This is a genomic window from Marinomonas pollencensis (genome assembly GCF_003387375.1).
Taxonomy (GTDB): domain Bacteria; phylum Pseudomonadota; class Gammaproteobacteria; order Pseudomonadales; family Marinomonadaceae; genus Marinomonas; species Marinomonas pollencensis.
Map to the genome: position 1 here is coordinate 317,927 of NZ_QUNG01000003.1, position 25,147 is coordinate 343,073.

The following is a 25,147-nucleotide window of genomic DNA, read 5'->3' on the forward strand; positions in this document are numbered from 1 at the left end:
GCTCATCTTTATTAGGATTATTGCTTGTATATGGACATTACGTTTTTTGATATCTCAATATGGGTTTATTTGGCATTGTTTGCCGCGGCATTTTTAGCCGGCGCAGTGGATGCCATTGCTGGCGGAGGTGGCTTGATTACAGTGCCCGTGCTACTGGCTGCTGGCCTGTCTCCCGTTGAGGCACTTGCAACTAATAAATTGCAAGGCTGCGCTGGAACTCTGTCTGCGTCTTACCATTTTGTCAAAACGAAAAAAGTGAATCTGTCCGATATGTGGTTGCCTATTACCATGACGGCGATCGGCAGTATAACGGGTACTTTATTAGTTTCTTACTTAGACAGCGGGTTACTACTAAAAGCGGTCCCCATTATTCTTATTGCCGTTGCTTTGTTTTTTTTCTTTATGCCGAAAATCCAGCCCTATATTGCCAGCAAATTTTCATTAAACCACACCCAATTTGCGGTCATTATCGGTACCAGTTTTGGTTTTTACGATGGTTTGATCGGCCCAGGAACTGGTGCTTTTTTCTCTACTGCTTATCTTTGCTTCATGGGGTTCACCCTAGTTGCTGCTACCGCCCACACCAAAATACTGAATGCAACCAGCAACTGCGCCTCTTTGCTGATGTTTGCATTTACTGGCCATATTATTTGGGCGTTAGGCATTGCGATGGCCTTTGGTCAATGGTTTGGCGCACAAGTCGGCTCTCGCTTAGTCATCACTAAAGGCGCCACACTGATTCGCCCTATGGTGATTTTTATGTGTTTGGCAATGTCTATTAAACTACTCTGGAGCAACACCTAGTTGAATAAGATCGTCTGGCGTTGTTAGACAATCTAATGGCGCATAGGCGTAACATTCTTCTACTAGCCAAGCGATCAATTGCTGGACGGCATCGCGCTGCCGTTGGGCATCAGGGCACACAAAAAGGTAGGCATGGCCTTCGTCGAGCGATTCAGAAAATGGCTGAACCAAACGCCCTTGTTGAATATCGTCCATCACCAATGGGGTTCTACCTAATGCGACCCCTTGGCCTGCAACCGCCGCCTGAACCGCCAGATCACCACGATTAAAACTGATGCCTCGGGAAGGTTTCACACCTTTCGCTTTAGCAAGCTGCAACCATTTGTCCCATTCCGCATAAGGGCTAGAAAAACGCCATTCTGAATCGTCATTCAGGAGCGGAACCTTTGCCAATTGCGCTGGCGATGTTAACTGACGATCATGGGCAAAGGCAGGACTGCAAACAGGAAACACCTTATCTTTGAGTAAAGGAATGGCTAGTCCACTGCTAGGTGCCAGTAAGTGGCTGTGGACAATCGCAACGTCGATTCGGTCCCGCTGAAAGTTCACTTCCCGCTCATTGGCCTGTATTCGTAGCTGCAAATCTGGGTATTTTTCTTGGAGACTGCCCAGTCGAGGAATCAACCATTTGGTGGCAAAAGACGGCATCACCGAGACGGTTAAAATCGTCGAAGACTCTTCTTCTTTTAGTTCAGCGATAAGGCCGTTGATTTCGGAAAAGCTATGATTCACCTGTACCGCCAAACGTGCCCCTGCAACGCTTAGCTCCAAGCGGCGGTGATGACGTATAAATAAGGTTAGCCCTAGGCGCTCTTCTAATTGGCGAATTTGTTGACTCACAGCACCTTGTGTCAGGTTCATTTCTTGCGCTGCTTTGGTAAAACTTAAATGGCGTGCCGCAATGGCGAAGGTTTCTAACCCATAAAGGGGGATGGATTTCATATTCGTCTCGAATTAAAGGTATTTCTGCTATTGCAGAAAAATCAATGTAGCACTCATAAAACAACTGAATTTTTCTTAGTTCAGATAAAATACTCAGAACTTAACCGATATTTGATTTATTTTTACAGAATTTGATTCTATCAAGATGTTATTAAAAATCCCATCTTGGATTAATTAGGCTAATCCAAGAGCCTAATTTATATCGCTTGAAATTCAACCCTTAAAAACTAGAATATGCCCATCTCTTAGGTTGAACAGCGACCTAGATCACCACTTAAATTCAGCCCTAACTGGGTTTAAGTTCTCTCAAAAACTGTCCCCACAGCCAGTCTTTGAGAAGGTTCTAACGGCATTTCCCACAGAATTCCGTTAGACCAACTGCTAGTTACTTTTTGTTTAAGCCGGACCTTTGTCCGGCTTTTTTTTGCCTAAATTTCGACGTTAAAGACGCCCATAAAATGTCATTCGGGCAGATTCAGAAAGCGCTACATCAGGCTTAGAGTTATAGGCCAGCACTACCAGCATACGGGTTACATCACCAACCACTGGCGTTACTCTATGCATCGCATTACGACCACGGAACAACACTAGCGTTCCAGGCCCTGTCGTCAATGTCTTGCTCTCACGATGGCCTGCCAACACCTCGGCTACCCCTTGGTAATTCATCTCGCCACTGTCCGCGTCGCGCATGTTTTCGATGTATTCAAACTCTCCTCCTTGCTCAGGACTTTGCAATAGGAGCGTGATGGCAAAAGAAGATTCATCAAAGTGCCAACCTAATTCTTGCCCCTCACTGGCATAATGCAAGTTAATAGAAGAAAGCGAATCCGCGTAATTAAACAACTCATCTTCCCCCAACACCGCCGCCAAAAAGGCACGAAATTCTTGGGCATCATAAAGCGCTCTAAGTGGTGAACCCTGAGAAATTTGATCGTCTGTAATACACCCTTTTGACGACTGCACGCTCTGATTTCGAGGGTGCTCTAAAGGAAAGTCCATGTCTGTTGGTTTTAGATATACGTTATGGTCATCTTTAGAAAAGTACGCTAACGGTTTCTTCTTATTGCCTTCAGCAACAACCCGTTGAATCGCTTCTAGTGATAAAAAGTCCGGCAGTACTAACGCACCATCTTCATCTAGGACATTTTTACAATGCTCGTGAAAAGCACGCTCTGTGATTGGATACTGCTTCATTTGAATAATTTCGTTAAGTAACATGCCATGACCCTCTTACGCGTTATTCTTTATGCAAAAAGAATAACTTATGGAAAATCTTCTGAGTAACGATATATTCTAAGTACTGTATTAAGCTGTACTTATGAATAAAAGTTAAACTATCCACTGAATTAATCTAGGCAGTTTTATGAAAATAACACAGCTTCCTCCTTTAGGCGCCCTGCTGGCTTTTGAAGCCGCAGCTGAGCAGGGCAGCTTTGCCAAAGCGGCAGAAGTGCTTTTCATCACGCCTGCCGCCGTTAGCCAAAAAATTCGCGGTCTAGAAGAGCAACTAGATACAAGCCTTTTTGAACGCTCCAAACAAGGAGTAATACTGACTCGAGTGGGTCAAAGTTATTTGATTTTCATTCATGAAGCATTGGAGAAAATCCGTCAGGGGCAACAGCAGGTTAAACAATTTTCAAACCTAGAGGTGATCACCATCACCACTTTCCCTTCCATTGCTGCAAAATGGTTAATGCCTCAAGTATTAAGCTGGATGGACTCTCATCCGACTATAGAAATTAGGGTAGAAGCGAGTCATTCTAAAGTCGATTTTAGTCGTTCCGCGTCAGATATTTGCCTCTGTTTTGGTAATCAAGACTACCCCACCCTGCATAATGATAAATTATTCAATGACTCTGTCTCGTTAGTTGCTAGCCCACAGTTGGTTGCTTCTGTTGATAATACCGACAAGCTAGAAAACGTCTTTCAGCAGCCTTTGATTCATATTGATTGGAGGGAACATAATCAAAACCTGCCAAGCTGGGAGGGTTGGTTAAAGGCGGCAGGTCTTTCTATTAAAGCAACAAGAGGTGGCCCTCATTTCAATCTATCTAGCATGGCGATTGAAGCCGCGGTACAGGGCAAAGGTTTGTTATTAGGACAAGATGTATTAATCAATGATGAGCTGAAAAGTGGGCGGCTGGTTAAGTTGTCTGAGGTAAGCTTACCCTTAGGACAAGCTTATTATTTAGCTTACCCTGAGCGTACGCTGGATAACCCCAATGCCGCTCTTTTTATAGAATGGATAAAACAAAAGGCTAAGGAGTTAACTCCTTAGCCTTTGGCAAAACACTTGCTTTAATAGTTGCTGATTAAGCGGCTTGGTCTTCAACCAGCTGCTCACTGAGCAAATTTGCTTGTGCCAACTTTTCCATCAAGCGAACTACTTGGCAGCTGTAGCCGTACTCGTTATCGTACCAAACGTATAGAGTGGCTTGATTACCGCGTACTTTTGTCGATAAAGAATCCAAAATACCCGCTTGCTGAGAGCCGATGAAATCTGAACTTACCGCATCAGCTTCTTCACTGTAGCCAATTTGGCCAGTCAATTCAGCGCTGTTTGAAGCTGCTTTAAGCAGAGCATTAATCTCTTCAACAGAAGTCTCTGTTTTAAGGTTCAGGCTCAATACCGCAATAGAAACGTTAATCACTGGCACTCGAATCGCGCTACCGCTTAGCTTGCCTTCTAAAGAAGGAATTGCCTTAGATACGGCTTTTGCAGCGCCTGTTTCCGTCATCACCATGTTCATACCGGCAGCACGACCACGTCGATCACCTTTATGAATATTGTCGATCAAATTCTGATCATTTGTGTAGGCATGTACGGTTTCAACGTGACCCGATACAACACCTAACTTTTCTTCTAAAACAGATAAAATCGGCGTGATGGCATTGGTAGTACAAGAAGCAGCAGAAACAATACGGTCATCGGCGGTAACATCATCGTCATTCACACCAAATACAACGTTTTTCATTTCTTTGCCTGGTGCCGTAAGTACCACACGCTCAATACCTGGACGGTTTAAGTGCACACTCAAACCATCATGATCGCGCCAGCGACCAGTGTTATCGACCAACAAAGCGTTATCGATGCCATATGCTTGATAATCAACGGTGGCAGGATCTGATGAGTAGATCACTTTCACAGGGGAGCCATTGATAATCAAACATTGGTTTTCTTCATCAACCTTCACCAAACCTTCGTAGGTGCCGTGAACGGAGTCATATTTCAATAAGCTAGCACGTTTAGCTAAGTCATTATCGCATGCTTTACGAACAACGATCGCGGCCAACGCCATACCGGGAGTGGTATGCCCAAGGGTACACATGCGACGAGCAAGCAAACGACCAATACGACCAAATCCGTACAACACCACTGGTGTTTCCATGCCGGTTTGAGGCTGAGCGGCTAATAAAGAAGCAACGTCTGCTTCAGCCAGTAATTCTTCCAGTTCAACAGCGGTTTGACTTACATTGCTGTTTAGCACTTCTTCAAGTACCTGATATACCTGCACAAGATCCAATTCAGGATGTTGGTCAAAAAGCGCCATCAGATTGGTGACAGAGTCAGCCATTAAGGTCTGACCAGCTAATTGAACTTTTACTGCTTTTTCACGACCCAATTTTCCTAACATAGGAATCATGGACTCTACTTGCGAAAGTGTTTGTAACCAAGTGCTTGTCATTTTTTGCCCCCGAAAAAAGACGCTGTTTCATCAATATGGGGCAAGTCTAAAGACAGTTTGAGCGGAAGACAAATTGAAACAAGACTACAAAAAACCTTTAAAATCGGGTGTTTAGCAACATTTTTTATGGAAATAACGAGATTAACAAAGAAGATTAGAAAGTTTACTACATAACCTACGAATACAAACCGTCAGAAGAAAAAATGATAGATAAATTTCGTAATTTGATAACAAAAAATGAGAGAAAATTTCATGAATTAATTTATAAATTACGTTTTCTTTCCGCCAAAATCCCCAATAAACAAAAACAACCGACAATAAACAGTGGTCGATAGAGGTAATCTACCTGTGAAATCAGCCAGTACACCAAAGGCTGGCTCCATAATGTTAGCAAACCATAACCAAAGGTACACATTAAGATAAAGGCCACCACACGAGCAATAAACACCCAAGAAGACGTCGCGCGCTTAAGCACCCCATTCACCTTATCACCATAAATGACTAAGCAGGTTGCCACTATGGCGAGTGCAATTTCGTGCAAATGAGGTTGTAGAAAATGAGCAAAGCGAGCATTTAAATCTAGGATTATCATCGAATAATTACTACTAAGTTAATGAAATAGAAGCCTAAGAAAAATGTGAATAAATCGTTTCGCCCCGTAGGGCACGGTCTAAAAGCAGGTATGCTTTGATAAGTATCTCATCAATAGGTCTATTATTCACATGCGATGCTCAGCGCGAACCACAAGCTTTTATACACATGCTGAGGCAGAGGACTTGCCCTCCCTAACTAAGACGCCGACTTTTGGCTCTTCTTATACAAAGCTTCAACATCTATTTGACCAGATTCAGATACCGTCTTAGGCTGCTGGTCGACATAAATAACCAATACATTGAATGTGGTATTGTGCAATTCAATATAAGTGCCGTCTTGAAACACCCATTTTGCTCGACCATAACCGTCACGTACATAGCCAATATTTGGCATACCGTATTTTTTAACCAACAAACTCCCTAATGCCTGACGCTTTTTATTACTTTCTACCACCCCAGACATGGTCGCTTTGATCAGATAGTCGTAATCATTAAATTGAATCGCTAACTCTCTGATTCCTAAAATACCTTCTTGCCCTAAACTGTAAGTAGCGACCCCTTTTTTATAGGATGGATATGGCTGTAACCCCATGGCCGAAAGGCGCTTTTCAAAATTTTCCTTGCTTAGATCATTGATTGTTAGGCCAAATAACTCAGCACCTTGATCGGCAATCGGTGTGCTTTTTCGATCAGCCGATTCATCCGCGGCAAAACTTGCCATCGAACAAAAAGCCAACACGGCGATGGATAGAAAAACGGCTATAATACGCTGTAACATCAATATATTCCCTTAAAAACACAACTCATAACGACTCTAAACGTCGCCCAACCAGAGTACACATTAGCTTAATAAACTCGTAAAGCGAATACACGCTTACATAGACTACTTAGCTATTTTATTCGCCTAAGCATTATATGATTTTTTCCTGTCTTGCAGCCCTTCAAAATAAGAACATATACTGCATTTACTATTTGACCAAATAGACAGCTTTATTAACTAGATGCGCGGAATTATCTCATTCGAAGCAGCAGATGCTCTCAAAACCTGCTAAAATCGTCGCCATCCAACCCTCTCGCTTTGAGAGACATATCAATTTATTTACCGAGGTAATACATGGCGCTTGTTATTGGTATCACAGGGGTATCTGGCAGCGGAAAAAGCCGACTTTGCTCTCTTCTAGCCGAAGGTCAAGGTGACAAAATCACCGTCCTGTGCCAAGACAGTTTCTACAATGGATGTGGTAGCATCGACCCAGATGTTTACAACTTTGATGACCTAAGCTCATTAGATTTAGAAAGCCTAACACTGGCAATTCATAACTGTAAAAATCGTCAACAACCCAATGAGATCCCTGAATACGATCACTCACAGCACAAACGTGTTGGCTATCGCAATCTTGAACCGACGCATATTGTATTGGTTGAAGGGCATATGATGTTTCAAGACGCAGGTATCCGTGATGCTGTTGACTACTTATTCTATGTCGATACCGACATGGACATTGCGATTGTACGCCGCCTGAAACGCGATATTGCCGAGCGTGGTCGTAATGTGAATGAAGTGACAAGCCGCTACATGCGCCACGTACGTCAGGCCTCACTGAAGACCATCGACATTCGTAGCAAAGCAGACTTTATTATTCCAAATAACAAGAGCTTCACGAATGCTGCTAACTTGTTACGCAGCCACATCGACTTTTTACTAAAAGAAAAAGGCGCTCTATAGCGCCTTTTAATTTACCTACGAAAGCTCGACTGGTTACTTCTTAATATCATCAAAGAAGCGTTTCACCCCATCAAACCAACTCTTCTGCTTAGGAGAGTGGTTACTTTCTTCACCCATACTGTCTGCCAACTCAGTCAACAGCTCTTTTTGACGAGCGGTTAGGTTAACCGGTGTTTCAACCGCAACCTTACAGATCAAATCACCTTGTGGTCCACCACGCACAGGTTTAACCCCTTTATTGCGCAAGCGGAACAACTTACCACTTTGGCATTCTGCAGTGACTTTTAAGCGCACTCTGCCATCTAGTGTTGGAACATCAATCTCACCACCCAAAGCGGCGGTAGTAAAGCTAATTGGCACTTCACAGTATAAGTTAGCGCCATCGCGTTCAAAGATGCTATGCGGTTTCACAGACACCTGCACAAACAAGTCGCCCGCTGGCCCACCGTGTGTACCGGCTTCACCCTCTCCAGAAAGACGGATACGATCGCCTGTATCAACACCCGCTGGAATTTTTACATTAAGGGTTTTGTATTCTTGAGTACGGCCCTGTCCGTGACAATCGCCACAAGGATCAGAGATAACCTGGCCTTGCCCATGACACTCTGGACAAGTTTGCTGAACCGAGAAGAAACCTTGAGACATGCGAACTTGACCAGCACCGCCACAAGTACCACAGGTTTTTGGTGTTGAGCCTTTCTTCGCACCTGAGCCTTCACATGTTTTACAGTTGACCAAGGTAGGAATGCGGATTTTCTCTTCGCAGCCCCACACGGCTTGCTCAAGATCCAACTCTAAGGTGTAACGTAAATCAGAGCCACGACGTGTGCGGCTTTGACCGCCACCACCTCCGCCGCCGAAGATATCGCCAAAAACATCACCAAAGATATCGCTAAAACCACCAGCACCACCGCCGTAGCCGCCACCTTGACCATTCACGCCTTCATGGCCAAAGCGGTCATACGCTTCACGCTTATCTTCAGAAGACAAGACTTCGTAAGCTTCACCAATTTCCTTAAATTTCTCTAAGGCTTCTGGATTATCTGGGTTTTTATCTGGATGGTACTTATTCGCTAAGGAGCGATAAGCTTTTTTGATCTCTTTTTTATCCGCGCCTTTGGCCACCCCAAGAACGTCGTAATAGTCTCTTTTGCTCATCGCTGGCATTCCTGAATAGATAAAGTCTGAATTAAAAAAACTGCTGAGATAGAGAGACGATAAGTCTCTTCTATTGACTGCTCTACAAATAGCAAAACACGGTCCTAAAACCGTGTTCGCTATAGTAGCCCTATAAAACTAGGGCGACGAAAACAAGCGTTTACGGCTTATTTTTTGTCGTCTTTCACTTCTTCGAATTCAGCATCTACTGCATCATCCTGCGCTTTACCAGCCGTTGCTTCTTCAGCACCTGGTTGCGCGCCAGCTTGAGCACCTTCTGCTTCAGCGTACATTTTCTGAGCCAAAGAGCCAGATGCTTGAGTCAACGCATTGGTTTTCTCTTCAATCTTCTCTTTGTCGTTAGATGTTAGCGCTTCTTCCAGTTCAGTGATTGCCGTTTCAATCGCTGCTTTCTCTTCTTCTGTTGCTTTATCGCCAGCATCAGTCAAAGTTTTGCGAGTCGCGTGAATCATGCCATCTGCAGTGTTGCGAACCTGTACAAGCTCTTCGAACTTGCGATCTTCTTCTGCGTTTGCTTCAGCATCCTGAACCATTTTTTCCACTTCTTCGTCGCTAAGACCAGAAGAAGCTTTGATCACGATAGACTGCTCTTTACCTGTTGCTTTATCTTTCGCAGATACGCTCAAGATACCGTTTGCATCAAGGTCAAAGCTTACTTCGATTTGTGGCACGCCACGTGGTGCAGGTGGAATGTCAGCCAAGTCGAAACGACCTAGAGATTTGTTCTGAGACGCTTGCTTACGCTCACCTTGCAATGCATGGATAGTAACTGCATTTTGGTTGTCTTCAGCAGTCGAGAAAGTTTGTGATTTCTTAGTCGGAATCGTTGTGTTTTTCTCGATCAACGCCGTCATTACACCACCCATAGTCTCGATACCTAGAGACAGAGGAGTAACGTCTAGAAGAAGAACGTCTTTAACATCACCAGAAAGTACCGCACCTTGAATAGAAGCACCGATTGCTACCGCTTCATCAGGGTTTACGTCTTTACGTGGCTCTTTACCGAAGAATTCAGTTACTTTCGTTTGCACAAGAGGCATACGAGTTTGACCACCAACCAAGATAACTTCGTCGATGTCAGAAGCAGAAAGGTCTGCGTCTTTCAATGCTTGGCGGCAAGGCTCAAGAGAGTTAAGAACAAGCTCTTCAACCAAAGACTCCAACTTAGAACGAGTCAATTTCACGTTCAAGTGTTTAGGTCCAGTCGCGTCAGCCGTGATGTAAGGCAAGTTCACTTCAGTTTGAGAAGAAGAAGAAAGCTCAACTTTGGCTTTTTCACCCGCTTCTTTCAAACGTTGTAGCGCTAGTGGATCATTGTGTAGATCGATGCCTGTGTCTTTCTTGAATTCCGCTGCTAGGAATTCGATAACACGCATGTCGAAGTCTTCACCACCTAGGAAAGTATCACCATTTGTAGACAATACTTCGAATTGCTTCTCGCCATCTACGTCAGCAATTTCGATGATAGAGATATCAAATGTACCACCACCAAGGTCATAAACCGCGATAGTAGAATCGCCGCTGCTCTTATCTAGGCCGTAAGCCAAAGCAGCCGCTGTTGGCTCGTTGATAATACGTTTAACTTCTAGACCAGCAATTTTACCAGCATCTTTAGTTGCTTGACGCTGAGAGTCATTGAAGTAAGCAGGAACAGTGATAACCGCTTCTGTTACTTTTTCGCCTAGGTAATCTTCTGCTGTTTTCTTCATTTTCTTAAGAACTTCAGCGGAAATTTGTGGTGGCGCTTTCTTATCGCCTTTGATTTCTACCCACGCATCGCCGTTGTCAGCAGAAACGATTTTGTAAGGCACCATAGAGATGTCTTTTTGAACGACTTTGTCTTCAAAACGACGACCGATCAAACGTTTCACTGCGAACAAAGTGTTTGCAGGGTTTGTTACAGCTTGACGCTTAGCAGATTGACCTACTAACACTTCACCGTCTTCTGAAAATGCGACGATGGATGGTGTGGTGCGATCGCCTTCAGCGTTTTCAATTACGCGAGATTTTTCGCCATCTAGTACAGCAACACAAGAGTTTGTTGTACCTAAGTCAATACCAATGATTCTACCCATGGTGTGTCTCTCCTATAAATTCGTTTATTACAATGATAATTCTGTATTTGGGTACGCTTTTGAGCTTTTCAACCGATCAGTGTCAAAAAAATGACGGTCTTTATGCTGCGCTCGAAACAACGACCATTGCTGGGCGTAGTAAGCGGCCATGAAGTGTGTAGCCCTTCTGCACAACATCCATCACGGTGTTCGGCTCTAGCTCAGGGTTTGGCACCATAGTAATCGCTTGGTGTAACTCTGGGGTGAACGGTTCGCCATGTGGGTCAACTGGCTTCACTTCAAAGCGGGCCAGAGTTTCCAACAAATCTTTTAGTGTTAACTCAACACCTTCACGAACCGGGTCAGGCTCGCCAGTCTCAGGTGCAGCGGTTAACGCTCGCTCTAGATTGTCTGCGACATTGATGATTTCTTTGGCGAATTTTTCTAGGCCAAATTTGTGTGCTTTCTCAACATCTAGCTCTGCACGTCTGCGAACATTTTGCGAGTCTGCTTGTGCGCGAAGCGCGGCCTCCTTGTACTGGGCAACTTCTTCTAACGCTTTCGCAAGCTCTTCATTTTCAGGTGCTTCTTCTAGCAGCTCTGCTTCAGGCTCTAAAAGCTCTTCTGTTGCTTGATTTTCTGCTTCGCTGTTCAAATCTTGCTCCGCTTCTACATTAGAATTTTTTTGCTGATCACTCATTTTTTCACTCCAAATAACAGAAAGTATTCTCTAACTGTGTTGGCTATATGGGGCCAGCTTTTTGCCTTTCAACAGCTAAACCACATAAATTTAATGGGAATGATTAGAAGCGCAGGGAAGAATCACCAAATCGGCGATTGAATTGGCAACAACAGAACGGGGAAAACAATATAAAACATTGATAAATATAGATATTTTAGGAAACAACAAGAAACGTCAGAATTAAACCTTTGAAGCACTTTAAATAACACTCAGAAGACAAAAAAGTGGTCATGATTTTATTTCTGCCATCTGATAACCCTGCTAACTGACATCGCATTTTGCCTAATTCACCATTGCCAAATGATATTCTCCTAGCACATACGGCCTATATCAAACTCTCACCTATATAGACCTTCTCCACGACGCCTGCCAGATTGATTATATTTTCAACAAAAAGAGATTAATTCTCTTCTCATACTTGTCAAAAAATGAGAAAGTACTGTATAAATAACCATATAAATTTTTTCTCTCATGTGGAGCGCATTATGCTAACGAGCATCGCTATTTCCAATTTTGCCATTGTTGACACCTTAGATCTGGAGTTTAAAACTGGCATGACTGTGATCTCCGGGGAAACCGGTGCAGGCAAATCCATCATGGTAGACGCCTTATCTCTGTGCTTAGGAGGCAGGACCGATGCGTCGGTCGTTCGACATGGGGAAAAAAAAGCAGATATCAGCGCAACCTTCGATATTACTCACTACCCTCATGTTTTCGAATGGCTAGAAGAACGAGATTTAGAACACGAGCAGCATTGCATATTACGCCGCGTTATCAGCAAAGAAGGTCGCTCAAAAGCCTATATTAATGGTCGCCCTTGTACCCTTGCAGATTTAAAAGAAGCAGGCAGTCATTTGGTGGATATTCATGGCCAGCATGAACACCAATCACTACTAAAGAAAAGCGCACAACGCTTACAAGTGGACGAGTTCGGACAACTTACCGAACTTGCTAAGCAAGTCAGCCAACAATACAGCCTTTGGCGTCAATTAAGAGAAGCATTAGCCGCACAGCAAAACCGTTCCTCTGAACAAGAAGCCAAGATCCAACTCTTGTCGTATCAAGCTCAAGAGCTAGAACAACTTGATTTAAAAGAAGGCGAAATTGTTGAGCTAGAAGCACAGCAAGCATTTTTAGCGAATATCGCAGACTCACAGCAGAAGGCTTACCAATCGAGTAGTATTTTGATTGATAGTGATGAAGGCACAGTGTGCTCACTACTGAATCAAGCCCTTCATAGCGCTAGCCAAATCAGCCCGGCGACTAAAGAGCTCGAAGAAGCCCTAGAAATGATGAACGCAGCACTGATCCAAGCCCAAGAGGCCGCCGACAGTTTGCACCATTATCAAGACACTTTAGAGCAAGATCCCGAACGACTCAGTGAAATAGAACAACGCCTTACAGAAATCTACGACACAGCACGCAAGCATAAAGTCTTACCTGAGGCGTTACTTGGGTTAAGAGAATCGGTCAATTTAGAACTGTCACAACTTCAAGGCAGCGAAGAAAGCATAGATCAGCTCAAAGAAAATGAAGAACGAGCTTATGAAAAGCTAACCGCACTCGCCACCACCTTGACAGAAAAGCGCATGGCTGCAAAAGACCTTCTTGCTAGACAGGTTGAAGAACAAATTCATGGCTTAGGCATGCCACATGCTCGTTTTTTTATTGATTGCCAACCACTTAACCAAGTGTCTGCAAATGGCTTTGAAGACATTGAATACATGATAGCGTCCAACCCAGGGCAACCTGCTCAACCTTTACGCAAAGTTGCTTCTGGTGGGGAACTGTCTCGTATCAGCTTAGGTATTCAAGTAGTAACAGCACACACCTCAGTGATTCCAACCTTGGTCTTTGATGAAGTCGATGTGGGGATTAGCGGCGGTATTGCAGAGGTCGTTGGACGCATGTTGCGCTCTGTAGGCCAACGCGGGCAAGTGTTCTGTGTAACGCATCTGGCGCAAGTTGCAGCCCAAGGCAATCAACATCTGCGGGTGAGCAAAAAAGTAGCGAATGAAGCGACGTCATCTCAGGTGTCGCAACTGCACGAGTCAGAACGTACTCAAGAAATTGCACGTTTACTAGGAGGGCTAGAGTTAACCGAACAAACTCTAGCGCACGCTAAAGAAATGCTTGGCAATGTACACCTACAATAAAAAATAAGCGGATATAGCCACGACTCTATGATGGCTATTATCCGCTTACTTTGGCCAAATGGCCTGTTATTTCTTCTTTGGGCGCACGTAAATGATCAAGCTATGATCTTCAATCTCAAAACCATGCTCTTCAGCAATTTCGTGCTGACGCTTCTCAATCACAGGGTCAACAAATTCAATCACACGTCCTGAATCCAAACAAATCATGTGATCATGGTGCTCGCCTTTTGCCAATTCAAACACCGCTGTGCCCGCTTCAAAGTGATGGCGCATCACTAAGCCAGCCGTTTCAAACTGAGTCAAAACACGGTAAACCGTCGCTAGACCAACATCTTCACCTTGATCTAACAAAGTTCGATAAACATCATCTGCACTGAAATGGCGATCACCAGCATTCTCTAAAATTTGTAAAATTTTCACGCGTGGCAAGGTAACTTTAAGCCCTGCCTTTTTTAGTTCTTGATTTTCGCTAGTCATGAGTCATTCTCTATTCGATCTTGTTGATAATTACTTTATCATTAGCATACCTAAGTTAGGATGATACAAATGAAAAAAGCAATCTTAGTAATATGCGCTCTATTTTCGCTAAGCGCATGCAGTTTATTTCCACCTCCGTATAAGGCTACCGTAACCCAAGGCAACCTCATTACGAAGGAACAATTATCTCAATTAAAAGTTGGTATGACACAATCGCAGGTCATTTATCTTTTAGGTACCCCTATGGTAAGAGATACCTTTAAGCCCAACGAATGGCACTATCTATATACAACTAAGTACGCAACACCTGAAACACCTAAAAGTGCAGCCACCAACCTCACCTTAACATTCGAGGGTGACAAGCTGGCTAAAATACAAAACGACTAATTATTTAGCTGTTTTTTGCTGCGCGGTTGGCTCTAGCTTGTTTAGGGTCAACCTTCAGCTCACGGTATATCTCAACACGCTCACCTTCTTTTAACGCTTGCGTTTCTGCATTTCTTACCGCTTTACCGAAAATACCAACCTTTACCTTTTCCAATTCCAAGCCTGGAAAAAAAGCGTCGATATTAGAACGCAATACGGCTTCTCGTACCGTACAACCTTCTTCTACGTCTAATGCAATGATTTTTTGTTTCTCAGGCAGTGCATAAGCCACCTCAACTCGTATTTTACTCACCGTAAACTACCTTTGCTCGTTTACTAAACGCATCCACCATCGCATTGGCTATCTGGCTAAATACACCACCAAAAGCGAATTTCAGCATACCACTAAGTTCAAACTCTATACTTAACGCAATTTTACAGCGATTAGGAGACAGCTCTGTGAACGTCCATATCCCATGCAACTTTTTAAATGGCCCTTTCACCAATGTCATTTCCACTTTGGTTGGCTCATTAAGAAAGTTCTTAGTTGTGAACGCCTGGCGTACTGGCCCTTTCCCAACTTCTAAGGACGCCACTATCTCCGTAGGGGTTTGGGATATCAGAGTCGAGTTTAAACACCCAGGCAAAAACTCAGGATACCCATTAATATCATTGACCAGTGCATACATCTGCTCACAGCTGTACTCAACATGAGCAAAGCGCTCTATATAACTCAAATCAAACTCCTATCCAGCCTGCGAGAGTGATAATAACCAGCACAGGAATACTGATATATTTCAATATGTTATACCAAATATGAAAGTGACCTACTTGGCGGGTAATCATTTCGTTACGCAATACGGTACGGGGGATAAACCAAGCCACTAAAAGCGACAATAAAATAGCCCCCAATGGCAACATAATTAATGACGTTAGCTTATCAAGTAGCTCAAAGAAATTTAGCCCAAACAACACCTTGCTGTCCCAGTGATTGAAGGATAACAGCACTGCAATACCAATAAACCAAACCGCGCCGCCTAACAGCAACGCTGCTTTAAAACGCGCAATGTAAAACTTCTCATGCAGCCAAGCCACAAACAGCTCTAACATAGAAATCGCAGAGGTCAGTGCTGCTATCACCAACAATAGGAAGAAGAATCCTCCAACAAGTTGACCAGCAGGCAAACTCCCAAAAATGATGGGCAAAGAAACAAAGGCTAAACTTGGGCCTGAGTCTAGATCAATATGGAAGGCAAAGGCTAAAGGAAAGATCACCAAACAAGCCAATACCGCAACAATAAGATCAATAGCAACCACTGCCGAACAAGCGCGCGCAATCGACATTCGCTTGCTCATATAAGCGCCATAGGCGAACATTGCCCCCATACCGACACTCAAGCTAAATAAAGCATGACCGACGGCAGACAACACCACGCCAAAAGTAACATCTTGCCAAGACCAGCGGAATAAGAAGTGGATCGCTTTCAACGAATATCCTTCTTCCAGTGAAAAGCCCGCCAGTAATAACAAAACGACAATCAGAACAGGCAATAAAATCCGTACCAATGCCGCTAAGCCTCGCGTGACAGACTGTCCAACGGTGAGTATAACCAAGGCAACAAAAATCGAATGCCACAATAGCATTTCACCTGGCGAGGCCAATAGATGGTCAAACATACGCACAGCATCAACCTGCGATATATTCACAAAATCGCCAGATATCGCCCTTTCTAGGTAACCAATAGACCAACCTGCAATGACACTATAAAAGGTCAAAATTAAAAAACCTGTTAACCCAGCAATCCAAGGAACAAGCACCCAAAAACGGCTTATAACCCGGCGTTCGCTCAGATCATTGATGGTATCGATGGGATTGGAGCGGACCGTTCTGCCTAACGCCACTTCTGCCATTAAAATCGGTAAGCCAACCAACAATAAGCAGGCACAATAAATGAGCAAAAATGCCCCACCACCATTTTCACCAATGAGGTATGGAAATTTCCAAATATTTCCCAAGCCAACAGCTGATCCGCTCGCGGCAAAAATAAATATCCACGGACTAGACCATATACCTTGTAAACATCGACTTTCGGGCATAAATTTAGCTCTTACTACTCAGTAGCGTTTAGATAATGAAAGATGAGAAGATGACTCTGTGGGCCAACCCTAGCTCATCACTATAAATTTATTTACTGGGTGTGAATTTTCTAACATTAAGGCGCATACCTCAAGAAAAGCATAGGTTTTTGCCGCTATCGACCGTATAATTTCCAACTATGAGTAAAGTAAAGAAAAAATCCAATAGCACGGGCACTATCGCGCTTAATAAACGTGCAAAATTTGACTACTTCGTTGACCAGAAGTTCGAAGCGGGACTTGTGCTATCTGGCTGGGAAGTAAAAAGCCTACGCGAAGGTAAAGGCCAATTAGTTGACTCCTTCGTTATCATTCACCAAAACGAAGCATGGCTTGTTGGGGCGCGTATAACGCCACTATTAAGTGCCTCTACCCACGTTGTATGTGAGCCGATGCGTCAGCGAAAACTGCTGCTTAATCGCAAAGAGCTGGACAAAATCATCCAGGTTACCGAACAAAAAGGTAAAACCTGTGCGGCCATGGCGCTGTACTGGAAAGGCAATAAAATCAAATGTGAAGTTGCCCTAGTGACGGGTAAAAAAGACCACGATAAACGCGGTACTGAGCGAGATCGTGACTGGTCACGAGATAAAGAACGTTTGATGAAGCACAGCACCTAATTCTTATCCGCTCAACTCAAGGTAAACTGAGCTAAGCAAATAAGAAGAAAGCACATAGATAACGGTTATCTCTAGCGCAAACACCTTGTTTCCGCTAGAATAACAACAACTTTGGGGATGACTTGGTTTCGACGCCGGTTACAAACCCTGAGGTGCATGTCGAGAGTGATGCGTGATCTCGTAAATCCCCCGCATCAATTTTATAGTCGCAAACGACGAAAACTACGCTTTAGCAGCCTAAACCGCTGCTAGTGTGCTGCCCTCAGGTTGCTTGTAGCCAGAGACTCTGCAGTATCATAAATTACAAGATGCTAACTGATGCCCCGCCTAGGGATAAGGTTCTAAGATTAAGTAGGCTCGCCATTAACACCCTGTCCTTCGGGCGGTTCGTGGTCAAATAATAGAAGTGACTAAGCATGTAGAGCCGATGGCAGAGGACTGGCGGACGGGGGTTCGACCCCCCCCATCTCCACCAATCACCAGCGTAAGCCCCGTTTTTCGGGGCTTTCGTGTACCTGAAGGGCTGGAAACCTTCACCAGCCATGAACGCCTATTACACCTATCGCGCCATAACTAGCCATATCAAAAAATACACCTTCTTCAATAAATTGCTTTTTAACAGGACAAAACCCTCCGGAAACAGATAACATTCAAGCTATCCAACAAACAGGTGGTAATAATCATCAAACCTAGGATAGAGCGCACTCATGGAATCAGAGCACATCGACCAATATTGGACCTTTCTAACACCTTGGTTAAAACAGCCAAGCATCCCAGCAAAGCAGAAAGTCGCCATTTATCCCCATAATGATTCCTTAGTGATCGACAAGACCAAAGACACGGTAACCAGTGATGGCGGCGTGTATGTCATCAACTATGACGGGGAACTGTTCGTTAAACGAGTACAAAAACAGTTAGATGGATTGGTGGCAATCACCTCAGACAACAAGAATTACCAACCAATGACAATACCGCTAGAAGGCTTAGCAAAACTTAAAATAATTGGCCGTGTCGTGTGGTCAGGCCATCCGATGATTTAGGGAGTACATCATGATAAAAATTCTTGTAGTTATTTCTTTAATACTCATTGTTACTTTTATTGTTGGAATATCATGTTTAGGGTTAAATCCAGACAAAAACTTCTATTTTAGCTCTGCAGCATTATTTATAAGTTTCATGTCTATTTCATACAACATAATAAAAGACAAAAAAAATAAAGAAGACACATACAAACCTGAAATTTTCATAGATAAACTAGAATACATAAAAAAATACGATGACCTTTCCGATAATGAGGTAGGCACTTTCTCATTAGTAAAAGGAGAGATTATAAACTTAGGAAATCATGCGATAGATATTAAAATCCAAACTTTATGTTTAGATAAAAAAATAATATCAGAGCAAAAAATACAATACCTTGAAAAAAATCGACACTTAAAAATACATCTAAAAAATATCGAATCTGAACCGGATCCAACTACAATAAAAATAAAATTCAAAGATTTAAAAGAAAATAAAAAAGAATTAAAATACGAGATTAAATTAAATGAACTTTTTTCTGAACCTGATCCTAGTGATGATGACAATGAACATAAAGGAACTGAATATTTTTCAGTTGAAATAATGAAGGCATCTCGCTGATGGTTATTAAAAAGATCTCTTCAGGCTACGAAGTCCGTTTTCGTGTGAATGGCAGTGGTAGTCGTGAACATAGGAAAGTGTTTCCGACTAAGGCCGAGTGTGAGCGGTTCCAGCGTTACACCATTGCACAGTTTGAAACCCAATCAGACGAAAAACCATGGCTAGAAAAAACTAAAGACATGCGCCGCTTGTCTGAGTTGGTGGAACTATGGGACGATACACACGGTCACTTCTTACGCGATGGCAAACGCCGTAAAAGCAAACTCTTGATGATAGCCAACGAGCTAGGCGACCCCGCAGGCTCAAGCCTTACCCGCCTGGAGTACACCCGCTGGCGTACCCAACGATCTAAAGAAGGCAAAAGCCCAAAGACATTAAATAACGATCTTGGTTATCTGTCATCCATGTTTAACACGCTGGTAAAGGCTGAGGAAATCCACTACCCCAACCCACTGGCCGACATAGACAACGTGCGAGTACCAGAGCGTGAACTGTCTTACCTAACTAATGACCAGATAACCGAACTACTAGACGAAGCCAAACGAGGCGACAACAAACACGTCTATCTGATTACAAAAATATCCCTATCAACAGGCGCGCGTTGGGGTGAGGCCGAAGGACTGACAACTCAAAGAGTACGAAACAACAAGGTCAGTTTTACCGACACCAAAAGCGGTAAAAATAGAAGCGTTCCGATCACACCGGAGCTATATAAAGAAATCCACGAACACGCAAAATTGACCAGGGGGAATAAGATATTTACTCCGTCAATTTCCAGCTTTAGACGCGCCCTAAAAAGAACAACCATTGAACTCCCCAAAGGCCAAGCCGCCCACGTATTACGGCATACATTCGCCAGCCACTTTATAATGAACGGCGGTAACATCTTAACCTTACAAAAGGTGCTCGGCCATAGTGACATAAAAATGACCATGCGCTACGCACATCTAGCCCCCGACTTCCTAGAAGAAGCTACAAGACTAAATCCAATATCTAAAGGAATATGAATGATAGACTCAAACTTTTATATTGCCATCATTACTATCAATGTAGGAGTAATAACTCTTTTCTCTACAGTTTTGGCCGCTAAATACTTCTATTTTGAAAACAAAGCAAAAGAAAGGATTTGCGAAGATATAAACAACATAAAAGAAATAGGGTTTAGAACATTTAAAAGCACTGGGGAATTAAAAACAGACAAAAAAACTAACAACATAAAAGAAGATTATAATTTTGAGCACAACCTATTAAACCTAAGAAAAGTAGTAATGAAGAACAGAGAGTCTATTACTTCAAACCCCATTGAACTACATGGAGTATTCGAAAGTTTTACTTCTATATTTTATAACAACGTTTTATTTGACATAAAAATAAAAAAACACCATCTTAGAAACATAAAACTGGAACATCTTTTTGAAATAGAAAATTTAATTGAATTAAAAAGAAGACTGTCAAAAAAAAGATATATTATAGAGTCTACTTTACTGTATTTAGACACCCATAGCTTGCACACAAAATTCACATTAAATGAAATTATAGAGCACTTCGTATCAGAGAATGAAAGTTTAAAAATAAAATCAAACATAATAAAAAGCTTACAAAATGAAATGAGAGGTTTCAGCAAAGAAATTCTAGAAGTAATAATATCTTTAGAAAAAACAATAAATTATATAAATTTAACAAAACTAAAGATCAAAGCTGACTCTTTAATTATAATTATCAGTTCTACATTAGGAGTTCTGTTACCAATTTTTTTCTTATACCTACAAAATTCAAATTTAGATGTTTCCTCTTTTTATTCAATATTTTTGTTTCCCATTCTGTCTGCGGGTACTGTATTAACAACAATGTCATCATTTCTTAGCTTATACTTTAAACGACACACATCCGACACACCGAACCACTAAAAAAGACCAAAAATACTGTATAAAAACACAGCATATATATCCTTATAATTCAATAACTTACTGATTTATAAAGATTTTTATATGGGGTTCGACCCCCCCCATCTCCACCAATCACCAGCGTAAGCCCCGTTTTTCGGGGCTTTCGTGTATCTGAAGGGCTGAAAACCTTCACCAGCCTTAAACGCCTTCTTGTGTTACCTATTCATGTTACTTAATAAGCACTCTTTTCTTGAGTCACTTCTTTGCACTGCTATTGAGCAGTAAAAAGTTAATAATGATGAGCGATGGCGGTGAACCAGTGCTTAGCAAAATCTTCAAGCGCTTCAGTTTTCATCAACTTAGGCTGACTGCTTAACGGCCTGGCACTACAATTGATCTACAAGTACCGCTGCCCACTAATAGCCTAGGTATTTTAACTGCCTTAGTAGCCCCGCTTCCTCTCGCTTATATTCTCCACCTGCTAGCGTCACTATTCGTTTAGCTCTGCCTTCTATAAGGTAAGAAGAAAAGAGCTGCTGGGTTATCACCAAACCTAGCTATTGTCCTAGAGAAAATACCTCATACTGCCCACTGAATATTACCCCAGTAGTTTCTGAGGTAATCTTTATCCACATGCTTCTCTGGTAATTTCACATACTCCACCAACAGATCCGGTGTCAGCCCTTTATCTATGCCTTCTCTTATTTTGTTAGAAACATACTGAAGAGTATCCCGCTGATTGATAAGCATACCTATCACTTGGGTTTTGTTCTCCACAGCCTTTGAGTCACGTTTTCTGCAGCACGCTGAGTCTGTGGCGTCACTTGATTAGTCACGAACGATCAGCGTTTAGCGCCTTACGCTGTGGATAGATCTCTTTTGGGGACGTTTTATCGCTCTTATCCACACTCTGTCTAGGACCAACCCACTAAAAATGAGCTTCTAGCACTGCAAAGCCACCCGTTTTTACCTTCATCTCTGCATGGCGAAGCTGATAGAAAGTTTGTCCAAAACTTAACAAATTTTTAAAAATCTAATAAAAACAATAACCTATATAAAAGCACTTTTTTATGCCTATTTTTCTATTCCTATGATGATAACAATCCGTGCTTATTTTCGAGGATATTGCATGGTTATTTGAATAATTGAATGTAAAGTGACACTAAGCCTTGACCTCTTTTTATTTTTATATTCGATGTTATTATTTAAAACATGGAAACACAGCAGACAAACTGCTTAAACGAATTATATTAAGGTGATTAATTATGAATACTTTTACTAAAAGCGCTCTAACTTTCCTAGCGGCTTCTTCTATTGCTTCTGTTGCTTTAGCAGCACCAGGCGATGCTACTTACGGTAAATCTCTACGTGGTGAAACTCATTATTTAGAGTCTCAATCACAAGAAATCAATGTTGGCATTGAAAACAATGCAGCATTCGCTCCTACTATTAAAGCTTCTTCTGAAAACAGCCACCGCGCTGAATTCTTACAAAACAAGCTTAACTAAGAAATAGGTAAGTATCGTTCTCAGAAAGAATGAAAGCCTTAATTAGCCAGCGTAGTTTCTACGCTGGCTTTTTCATTTTAAGAACAGATAAAAATATTTTTATTGGCAGCACCTTTCTAAATAAGGTGAAGTGGCATTAAAAAGAAGCCAATTAACTAGAGACTCTTCCCTATAGAATTAAAGCAACTATATAACTTTTATTCTATTTCAATCAAAAACCCTATAAAAATCGAGCCCTATAAATAAAATTAGCGTACGCTCTACCCTGTAGAATGGCTTATTTTATTAGCCTCAATAGAAGCGTCTAAGGAATACCCCTTATATTGCACACTTAAAAACACCGCCAAAGCGAGCTTCCACTGCTTTTTTCCAAACAAATTCGGCTACCGCTGCCTTATTTCTTCAATATTTGATGATTCATACCCACGCTACACAACAGAGCAGATAAGACACGCTGGTCACGCTTAAACTTCACCTTAATACCTTGTATTTAATATAGTTTATTGACAGCAAGTACTTACCAACTAAATGCATTTCAAGCCTATTTTGACGGTTAATCAAGCGCCTTTCACCAGGCTCTAGAAACATAAAAATACAATCCATACTTATTTCTATAGATATTGCACTTTTGTTTGAATAGTTGAATGTAAAGTGACAGATAGGCTTATGGTCTTTTTATTTATTTTTAAGCTGTTATTATTTAAAACATAGAAACACAGCAGACAATCTGCTTTAAACTAAATTATATTAAGGTGATTAATAATGAATACTTTTACTAAAAGCGTTGTAACTTTCCTAGCAGCTTCTTCTATCACTTCTGTTGCTTTAGCAGCGCCTGGTGATGCAACTTATGGTCAATCTACTCGCGGTCAAATTCACTCTTTAGAATCTCAAGCAAAAGAAGTTAATGTAAGCCTTGAAGATAATGCTGCATTTGCACCGACTATTAAAGCATCACAAGAAAACAGCCACCGCGCTGAATTCCTACAAAATAAACTTAACTAAGTTTAGAATTAATCATTCCAGTAAGAATGAAACGCCTTAATAAGCCAGCATGATTCGTCATGCTGGCTTTTTCATTTTATGCCTTCAAGAGCTCCCTGATAATCATCACCTATTAAATCAATAGAAATCGCGAATAGAAGAACTAAGACCAAAAACAATTAGACCTGTTCTTATTTTGATCAATATTTCATCGTTTTTTGATTAATCGAATATAAAGTGACACATAACCTTTTAGTCTTTTTATTTAATTTTAAAGTGTTAATATTTAAAACATAGAAACACAGCAGACAATCTGCTTTAAACTAAATTATATTAAGGTGATTAATTATGAATACTTTTACTAAAAGCGTTGCTACTTTCCTAGCTGCTTCTTCTATCGCAACTGTTGCTCTAGCTGCACCAGGCGATGCAACTTACGGTCAATCTACTCGTGGCCAATTGAACTCTTTAGAGTCTCAAGCACATGACGTGAATGTTAGTCTTGAAGGCAACGCTGCTTTTGCTCTAACTCAGAAAGCCTCTGCTGAAAACAGCCACCGCGCAGAGTTCCTACAAAACAAACTTAATTAAGTTGTTAAGTAATTCTCCATTCTAAGAAAGAATGAACGCCTTAATAAGCCAGCATGATTCGTCATGCTGGCTTTTTCATTTTCAGTACTCACCAAGCAGTAGATTCATATTGCAATTACCACCGTATCAGGATTGGGAAACACACCAAGAAAGGTAAGGGCAAGCCTGCTGGCCTCCACATGTGGATAAATGCTTGCTATTCGCAGCGAGCATCAAATTGAAGAGTGGATCCATTGACAAGATGCCTGTCAAAGAACACAAGCTTATATGGCTCGGAACTTTATGTGATTTATGCTTTCATTATAAAAAGGCAGGATTGTCGTGAACATATAGAGAGGGTTAGGATCATGAAAAGCATTTTGCTATTCGCCGCATTATCAATATTACTAAGCGGTTGCGCTTCGAATACCACTCTCTCTGGCCGTTATCTTAGTAATCTAGATCCCAATATTGATATAGCTAAGTCTGCCTCTATTTTAGTACGCTCAAACAAAGAAGGTGACTCACTAACAAACAGGCGCTACATCCCAGATGTGATCCAGGCCTTAACTCAGCTTGGCTTCACCAATGTTGCTGCACAAATGACAGCACCTGACTATATTCTTGTCGTGAACTTCACATCCAAACAAGAAAACCTTCAACAAACCGTACCTGTTTTTACCCGGCATCGAGGGACGCCTTATGTTATTTGCCACCAGAATAAAAATAATAACAGGGTCTGTACAACGCACTATCACTACAATGCCCCAATCGTAAGTGGTTATCGCTCCATCACAACTTCAACCAATCTCCATACCTTCGAATTTACTTTATACGATCAACAAGATACGCCTATTTTAGAAGTGACCAGTAACGTTGTTGATGAAGACTGCTCTCAATGGAAAATCTATAAGTTCCTGGCTGCTGATGCGATTGCTAGAATTAATTTCAGTACACCAGTCGATACTCAATACTCGGTCACCATGCCCGAGGATTATAGCTGTCAGCAATAGCCTTATTCTGTTCGCCGTGACAGGCAAATGATGAGCGCCAATCTTGACAAGAAAAAAGGTGACC

At 42.1% G+C, this 25,147-nt stretch carries 27 protein-coding genes and 1 other RNA gene; 15 read left to right on the plus strand and 13 right to left on the minus strand.

The genetic code is table 11. From position 1 onward, the window contains the following. The first annotated feature begins 30 nt into the window (after positions 1-30). Positions 31-804, plus strand: a complete 774-nt coding sequence (locus DFP81_RS06590) for a TSUP family transporter (protein ID WP_115896961.1) — start codon at positions 31-33, stop codon at positions 802-804. On the opposite strand, the gene gcvA is transcribed toward DFP81_RS06590, so the two are convergent. Continuing rightward, entirely contained in the window at positions 784-1,746 is a 963-nt protein-coding gene (gene gcvA / locus DFP81_RS06595) for a transcriptional regulator GcvA (protein WP_115896962.1), read from the minus strand. The two genes, DFP81_RS06590 and gcvA, sit on opposite strands and share 21 nt — an antisense overlap. A gap of 441 nt (positions 1,747-2,187) precedes the next feature. Next, a complete protein-coding gene (locus tag DFP81_RS06600) occupies positions 2,188-2,964 on the minus strand; it encodes a HalD/BesD family halogenase (protein WP_115896963.1) in 777 nt (258 codons plus the stop codon). A 145-nt stretch (positions 2,965-3,109) separates the two neighbouring features. On the opposite strand from DFP81_RS06600, the gene DFP81_RS06605 reads away from it, so the two are divergent. Beyond that, positions 3,110-4,024, plus strand: coding sequence for a LysR substrate-binding domain-containing protein (locus tag DFP81_RS06605; protein ID WP_115896964.1), 915 nt, complete (start codon positions 3,110-3,112; stop codon positions 4,022-4,024). A gap of 34 nt (positions 4,025-4,058) precedes the next feature. On the opposite strand, the gene DFP81_RS06610 is transcribed toward DFP81_RS06605, so the two are convergent. The 3 genes from DFP81_RS06610 to DFP81_RS06620 all read right to left on the minus strand — a co-directional run bounded on the left by DFP81_RS06610 (position 4,059) and on the right by DFP81_RS06620 (position 6,803). Continuing rightward, the gene (locus DFP81_RS06610; RefSeq protein WP_115896965.1) at positions 4,059-5,432 is read right to left on the minus strand and encodes a glyceraldehyde-3-phosphate dehydrogenase; all 1,374 of its coding nucleotides are present in this window, start codon (positions 5,430-5,432) and stop codon (positions 4,059-4,061) included. A 262-nt stretch (positions 5,433-5,694) separates the two neighbouring features. Further along, positions 5,695-6,024 carry a DUF3392 domain-containing protein gene (locus DFP81_RS06615; RefSeq protein ID WP_115896966.1) on the minus strand — a complete coding sequence of 110 codons (330 nt, stop codon included), beginning with the start codon at positions 6,022-6,024 and terminating at the stop codon, positions 5,695-5,697. Between the two features lie 197 nt (positions 6,025-6,221). Further along, positions 6,222-6,803, minus strand: coding sequence for a uridine kinase (locus DFP81_RS06620; RefSeq protein ID WP_115896967.1), 582 nt, complete (start codon positions 6,801-6,803; stop codon positions 6,222-6,224). 336 nt (positions 6,804-7,139) lie between these two features. On the opposite strand from DFP81_RS06620, the gene DFP81_RS06625 reads away from it, so the two are divergent. After that, positions 7,140-7,751 (plus strand): uridine kinase family protein, encoded by a 612-nt coding sequence (locus DFP81_RS06625; RefSeq protein ID WP_115896968.1) that lies wholly within the window; start codon positions 7,140-7,142, stop codon positions 7,749-7,751. A 33-nt stretch (positions 7,752-7,784) separates the two neighbouring features. Here the strand turns inward: DFP81_RS06625 and dnaJ are convergent, their stop codons facing one another. The 3 genes from dnaJ to grpE all read right to left on the minus strand — a co-directional run bounded on the left by dnaJ (position 7,785) and on the right by grpE (position 11,684). Next, complete coding sequence (gene dnaJ / locus DFP81_RS06630; protein WP_115896969.1) at positions 7,785-8,909, minus strand: molecular chaperone DnaJ; 1,125 nt, start codon at positions 8,907-8,909, stop codon at positions 7,785-7,787. Between the two features lie 167 nt (positions 8,910-9,076). Continuing rightward, entirely contained in the window at positions 9,077-11,005 is a 1,929-nt protein-coding gene (dnaK, locus tag DFP81_RS06635; RefSeq protein ID WP_115896970.1) for a molecular chaperone DnaK, read from the minus strand. A 100-nt stretch (positions 11,006-11,105) separates the two neighbouring features. Beyond that, a complete protein-coding gene (grpE, locus tag DFP81_RS06640) occupies positions 11,106-11,684 on the minus strand; it encodes a nucleotide exchange factor GrpE (RefSeq protein WP_115896971.1) in 579 nt (192 codons plus the stop codon). A 527-nt stretch (positions 11,685-12,211) separates the two neighbouring features. Between grpE and recN the strand changes: the two genes are divergently transcribed. Then, complete coding sequence (gene recN, locus DFP81_RS06645) at positions 12,212-13,882, plus strand: DNA repair protein RecN (RefSeq protein WP_115896972.1); 1,671 nt, start codon at positions 12,212-12,214, stop codon at positions 13,880-13,882. Positions 13,883-13,948: 66 nt separating this feature from the next. On the opposite strand, the gene fur is transcribed toward recN, so the two are convergent. Beyond that, positions 13,949-14,359 carry a ferric iron uptake transcriptional regulator gene (gene fur, locus DFP81_RS06650; RefSeq protein ID WP_115896973.1) on the minus strand — a complete coding sequence of 137 codons (411 nt, stop codon included), beginning with the start codon at positions 14,357-14,359 and terminating at the stop codon, positions 13,949-13,951. Positions 14,360-14,428: 69 nt separating this feature from the next. Here fur and DFP81_RS06655 point away from each other — a divergent pair, with 69 nt between their 5' ends. Continuing rightward, positions 14,429-14,746 carry an outer membrane protein assembly factor BamE gene (locus DFP81_RS06655; protein WP_115896974.1) on the plus strand — a complete coding sequence of 106 codons (318 nt, stop codon included), beginning with the start codon at positions 14,429-14,431 and terminating at the stop codon, positions 14,744-14,746. Positions 14,747-14,750: 4 nt separating this feature from the next. Here the strand turns inward: DFP81_RS06655 and DFP81_RS06660 are convergent, their stop codons facing one another. From DFP81_RS06660 to DFP81_RS06670, 3 genes are read right to left on the minus strand one after another with little or no spacing between them, the layout of a single operon-like run. After that, a complete protein-coding gene (locus tag DFP81_RS06660; RefSeq protein ID WP_115896975.1) occupies positions 14,751-15,038 on the minus strand; it encodes an RnfH family protein in 288 nt (95 codons plus the stop codon). Next, the gene (locus DFP81_RS06665) at positions 15,031-15,462 is read right to left on the minus strand and encodes a type II toxin-antitoxin system RatA family toxin (protein WP_115896976.1); all 432 of its coding nucleotides are present in this window, start codon (positions 15,460-15,462) and stop codon (positions 15,031-15,033) included. The genes DFP81_RS06660 and DFP81_RS06665 overlap by 8 nt, the downstream gene beginning before the upstream one ends. 1 nt (position 15,463) lies before the next feature. Beyond that, positions 15,464-16,822: a sodium-dependent transporter gene (locus DFP81_RS06670; RefSeq protein ID WP_115896977.1), complete on the minus strand. Its 1,359-nt coding sequence runs from the start codon at positions 16,820-16,822 to the stop codon at positions 15,464-15,466. 179 nt (positions 16,823-17,001) lie between these two features. On the opposite strand from DFP81_RS06670, the gene smpB reads away from it, so the two are divergent. From smpB to DFP81_RS06700, 6 genes are all read left to right on the plus strand, one after another. Further along, positions 17,002-17,481 carry an SsrA-binding protein SmpB gene (gene smpB, locus DFP81_RS06675; RefSeq protein WP_115896978.1) on the plus strand — a complete coding sequence of 160 codons (480 nt, stop codon included), beginning with the start codon at positions 17,002-17,004 and terminating at the stop codon, positions 17,479-17,481. Between the two features lie 113 nt (positions 17,482-17,594). After that, positions 17,595-17,956: a transfer-messenger RNA gene (ssrA, locus tag DFP81_RS06680) on the plus strand. 232 nt (positions 17,957-18,188) lie between these two features. After that, on the plus strand, positions 18,189-18,521 hold the full coding sequence (locus DFP81_RS06685; protein ID WP_115896979.1) for a S24 family peptidase: 333 nt from the start codon (positions 18,189-18,191) through the stop codon (positions 18,519-18,521). A gap of 10 nt (positions 18,522-18,531) precedes the next feature. After that, the gene (locus DFP81_RS06690) at positions 18,532-19,122 is read left to right on the plus strand and encodes a hypothetical protein (RefSeq protein ID WP_115896980.1); all 591 of its coding nucleotides are present in this window, start codon (positions 18,532-18,534) and stop codon (positions 19,120-19,122) included. After that, a complete protein-coding gene (locus DFP81_RS06695; protein ID WP_115896981.1) occupies positions 19,122-20,129 on the plus strand; it encodes a phage integrase in 1,008 nt (335 codons plus the stop codon). Before DFP81_RS06690 ends, DFP81_RS06695 begins: the two co-directional genes overlap by 1 nt. Continuing rightward, the gene (locus tag DFP81_RS06700; protein ID WP_115896982.1) at positions 20,130-21,029 is read left to right on the plus strand and encodes a hypothetical protein; all 900 of its coding nucleotides are present in this window, start codon (positions 20,130-20,132) and stop codon (positions 21,027-21,029) included. Between the two features lie 558 nt (positions 21,030-21,587). On the opposite strand, the gene DFP81_RS18200 is transcribed toward DFP81_RS06700, so the two are convergent. Next, the gene (locus DFP81_RS18200) at positions 21,588-21,758 is read right to left on the minus strand and encodes a hypothetical protein (protein ID WP_181903050.1); all 171 of its coding nucleotides are present in this window, start codon (positions 21,756-21,758) and stop codon (positions 21,588-21,590) included. Between the two features lie 515 nt (positions 21,759-22,273). Here DFP81_RS18200 and DFP81_RS06705 point away from each other — a divergent pair. The 4 genes from DFP81_RS06705 to DFP81_RS06720 all read left to right on the plus strand — a co-directional run bounded on the left by DFP81_RS06705 (position 22,274) and on the right by DFP81_RS06720 (position 25,083). Beyond that, on the plus strand, positions 22,274-22,516 hold the full coding sequence (locus DFP81_RS06705; RefSeq protein WP_115896983.1) for a hypothetical protein: 243 nt from the start codon (positions 22,274-22,276) through the stop codon (positions 22,514-22,516). Between the two features lie 762 nt (positions 22,517-23,278). After that, positions 23,279-23,521, plus strand: a complete 243-nt coding sequence (locus DFP81_RS06710; protein ID WP_115896984.1) for a hypothetical protein — start codon at positions 23,279-23,281, stop codon at positions 23,519-23,521. A gap of 327 nt (positions 23,522-23,848) precedes the next feature. After that, on the plus strand, positions 23,849-24,091 hold the full coding sequence (locus DFP81_RS06715) for a hypothetical protein (RefSeq protein ID WP_115896985.1): 243 nt from the start codon (positions 23,849-23,851) through the stop codon (positions 24,089-24,091). A gap of 347 nt (positions 24,092-24,438) precedes the next feature. Then, a complete protein-coding gene (locus DFP81_RS06720) occupies positions 24,439-25,083 on the plus strand; it encodes a hypothetical protein (protein ID WP_115896986.1) in 645 nt (214 codons plus the stop codon). Positions 25,084-25,147 lie beyond the last annotated feature (64 nt).